General features: G+C 62.4%; 3 protein-coding genes. All 3 read left to right on the top strand.

Annotated features, from left to right (window positions below):
• The first annotated feature begins 127 nt into the window (after nucleotides 1-127).
• The 3 genes from C5P05_RS03280 to C5P05_RS03290 are packed head-to-tail and all read left to right on the top strand — an operon-like array spanning nucleotide 128 to nucleotide 3,301.
• Complete coding sequence (locus tag C5P05_RS03280) at nucleotides 128-1,354, top strand: tyrosine-type recombinase/integrase (protein ID WP_114968440.1); 1,227 nt, start codon at nucleotides 128-130, stop codon at nucleotides 1,352-1,354.
• Nucleotides 1,351-2,307, top strand: a complete 957-nt coding sequence (locus C5P05_RS03285; protein ID WP_114968441.1) for a tyrosine-type recombinase/integrase — start codon at nucleotides 1,351-1,353, stop codon at nucleotides 2,305-2,307. The genes C5P05_RS03280 and C5P05_RS03285 overlap by 4 nt, the downstream gene beginning before the upstream one ends.
• Complete coding sequence (locus C5P05_RS03290; RefSeq protein ID WP_114968442.1) at nucleotides 2,300-3,301, top strand: tyrosine-type recombinase/integrase; 1,002 nt, start codon at nucleotides 2,300-2,302, stop codon at nucleotides 3,299-3,301. Before C5P05_RS03285 ends, C5P05_RS03290 begins: the two co-directional genes overlap by 8 nt.
• Nucleotides 3,302-3,410: the final 109 nt, after the last annotated feature.

The raw sequence follows: 3,410 nt of genomic DNA on the forward strand, positions 1-3,410 counted from the left end.
CTATGTTGCTGCCAAAGATATGTTGCGCCAGTCCAGAATCCCTTGGCATCCAGGCCGCTGTTGACCGATTGACACCACATAACTTGTGGTGCTTGCTGGCAGTCCTTTTTAACTTCAAAGGACTGCCATGTTCGAAACTCTCGTCAGCACGGATCGGGCGCTTGCACGCCATCGCGATGGCCCGTTGGCCGAGCAACGCAATCGCTATCTTCTGCACTGCGCGGATCAGGGTGGCACCCGAGAGTCGCTGCGCCTGAGGGCGCGCTCGATTCTGTGGGTCGCCGAGCACATGTCGCCCAATGACTTTGGGAAGGTCGACGCGTCCCGGCTGCATGAGATCGTTTACGGATCAGTCTCGCTGGCAACACCCGCGCCGACAACAGCCGCCACACTCGTAAGCTTCGCGCGACCGTGGCTGAAGTACCTTGGCTGGTGGCCGCAGGTAGAGGATTCCATCCCGTTCGCGCCAGCCCTGGAGCACTTCGTTGCATGGATGCGCGACGAACGCGGCCTGACGCAATGCACGATTGACCAATGGCAGTACCGCACATCAAAGTTTTTGCACTGGTGCAGTGACACCGGCCGTGACCTGGCAACGCTGCGGCCGCAGGACATCGACGCGTACTTCGTCACCTACGGCGCGCAGCGGTGGTCTCGTATCTCGGCCGGCCACATTGCCACTATGCTGCGCGTGTTCTTTCGCCACACCGCCAGTATCGGCGCATGCAGTGCGGCGCTTGCCTGCTCAATCCAGGGAAATCGGCGATATGCCCTGGAAGCGTTGCCGTACGCCTTGAGCTGGGACGATGTGAGGCGCGTGATCGCCACCACCAGCAGCGACACCGAGCGCGACATCCGAGACCGCGCGATCCTGCTTCTGCTGGCCGTCTACGGGCTTCGCCGAGGAGAGGTTGCATCCCTTCGGCTCGACCAGATCGACCAGCTTGGCGGGCAGCTGCATATCTGGCGCCTCAAACGTCGCCAACCCCAAATCTACCCGCTCGTACCGTCCGTGGGGGAGGCGCTCAGTCGGTACATCAACGATGTTCGGCCGAGCGTGACGCACGCCGAGGTCTTCATCCGAGTACAGGCGCCCAGAATACCCATCCTCGCCACGGCCATCTACACCATCGTCAGCCGACGACTGCGCGCACTTGATATCCAGGCTGCTCACCTCGGACCTCACGCGCTGCGTCATTCGTGCGCAGCAAAGCTGCTGGCCGACGGATTGACCCTAAAGGAGATCGGCGACCACCTCGGTCATCGCAGTACGTCAGCCACGATGACCTACACAAAGGTTGACCTGGCGTCTTTGCGTCAGGTAGGTGACTTCGACCTGGGAGGTCTGCAATGAACACCAGTGATGTCATCAAGGTCTACCTCGCCGCCCGGCGGGCCCAGGGCGTCCAGATCCGCAGCGGCGACCGGGCGCTACGCCAGTTTGCACGCGAGACGGGGGACCGGCCATTGCACGATGTGACGCCGCAGGCTGTAGCCACTTTCTTGCGTGGTCACGGCGCGCTCAGTGCCGCATGGACGACGAAGTTCAGACTGCTGACGGGCTTGTACCGCTTCGCGCTGGCGCGTGGCTACGTGGCGGCGTCGCCCATGCCGGAGTTCAAGCCGAAGCTGCCGCCACCGCAAACACCCTATGTGTACTCGCATGACGAGCTGCAGCGCCTGCTCGACGCGACCGCTGCTGTGAGATCAGCCTTCAGTCGTCTTCAGGTCATGACATATCGAACACTGCTACTCGTGCTGTACGGCGCAGGACTGCGGATCAGCGAGGCCATCGGACTCACGGTGGCAGATGTCAATCTCACCCAACGCGTGCTGACCGTTCGGAACACGAAGTTCTACAAAACCCGCCTGGTTCCAATCGGACCGCAACTGGCGGCAACGTTGGCGACCTACTACGACCAGCGCAGCACACTGCCCCTGCCAAAGGGCCAGAACTCTGCGTTCCTGTGCTCGCGTTCTGGCTGTCGCCTGACCTACCAGTATGTCGTGACGTTGTTCCAGCGGGTCCGCTCGGCGGCGGGCATCGTCTGCCCATCAGGGGAGCCACGACCTCCGCGACTCCATGATTTGCGCCACACCGCAGCAGTTCATCGTGTCTTGTCCTGGTATCGCTCGGGCAAGGACGTCCAACAACTCTTACCCCATCTGGCGACATATCTCGGGCATGCCTGTATCGCTTCGACGCAGCGGTATCTGCAGATGACGCCGGAGTTGCTGCAGGAGGCCAGTTGTCGATTTGCGGCGTATGCCCAGCACGAGGCAGCGCAGGAGGTCGATCATGCGTGATCACAGCTTGCTCGGGCCTTGGGTTCGCCGCTTCCTGCTGGAATATCTGGTCGCCGAGCGCAATCTGGCGCGTAACACGCAGGTGAGCTACCGCGACACCTTGACCCTGCTGCTGCCATTCGTCAGCCGCCAGGCGGCGATTCCGATTGAGCGATTGACGGTGCATGATGTGTCGCCGGACAGGGTGCGGGCGTTCCTTGAACATATTGAGCACGAACGTGGCTGCGGCGTTGTCACGCGCAACCAGCGCCTGGGCACCATCCACTCGCTTGCCCGCTTCGTCGGGACCCGCTCGCCCGAGCACCTGGACTGGTGTTCACAGGTGCGTTCGGTTCCGTTCAAGAAGGCCGCCAAGACGGTCATTGGATACCTCGACAAGCCCGAAATGGAGGCACTGCTGCGCGCTCCGGATCGCCGCACGAGTCTGGGCTTGCGCGATCACGCGCTGCTACTCTTTCTTTACAACAGCGGCGCCCGCGCCGACGAGGCGGCGTCACTGCGGGTGAGCAACCTTCAACTGGGCACGTCGCCGTCTGTGCGCATCCTCGGCAAGGGCAACAAATGGCGGGTTTGTCCTCTATGGCCCGTCACGGTGGCTACCCTGCGACCGCTCGTCGCCGGCAAGGGGGCCGACGATCAGGTATTCCGCGGGCGAACCGGGGCACCGATGACGCGGTTCGGGGTGCATCGTATCGTGAAGACCTACGCTACGGCGGCGGCCAAGCGGGTCGAGTCCATGCAGGGAAAGCGCATCAGCCCTCACACGCTGCGGCACACGACAGCCGTTCATCTGCTTCGCGCCGGGGTCGACATCAACACCATCCGCGCCTGGCTCGGTCACGTCTCCCTAGACACGACCCACGTTTACGCCGAGGTCGATCTCGAGATGAAGGCCAAGGCGCTGGCCAGCGTGGATATCACGGACCTGCCGACCGCGCGGGCAAGATCGCCGGGGAAGTCGGCCACGATCATGAACTTCATGAAGCAGCTGTAGCCGCCAAGCACCCGGAACTTATGTGCGCACAGGTTCTCCGACGGACGAGTGGATCGCCCGTCGGAGAACGGGTCGACGCAACATATCTTTGGCAGCAACATAGCCACTG

The organism is Rhodoferax ferrireducens, from assembly GCF_003347515.1.
In the GTDB taxonomy this organism is placed as follows: domain Bacteria; phylum Pseudomonadota; class Gammaproteobacteria; order Burkholderiales; family Burkholderiaceae_C; genus Rhodoferax.

Coding starts and splice junctions, on each gene's coding strand:
- C5P05_RS03290 (WP_114968442.1), top strand. CDS start 2,300: ATGCGTGATCACAGCTTGCTCGGGCCTTGGGTTCGCCGCTTCCTGCTG.
- C5P05_RS03280 (WP_114968440.1), top strand. CDS start 128: ATGTTCGAAACTCTCGTCAGCACGGATCGGGCGCTTGCACGCCATCGC.
- C5P05_RS03285 (WP_114968441.1), top strand. CDS start 1,351: ATGAACACCAGTGATGTCATCAAGGTCTACCTCGCCGCCCGGCGGGCC.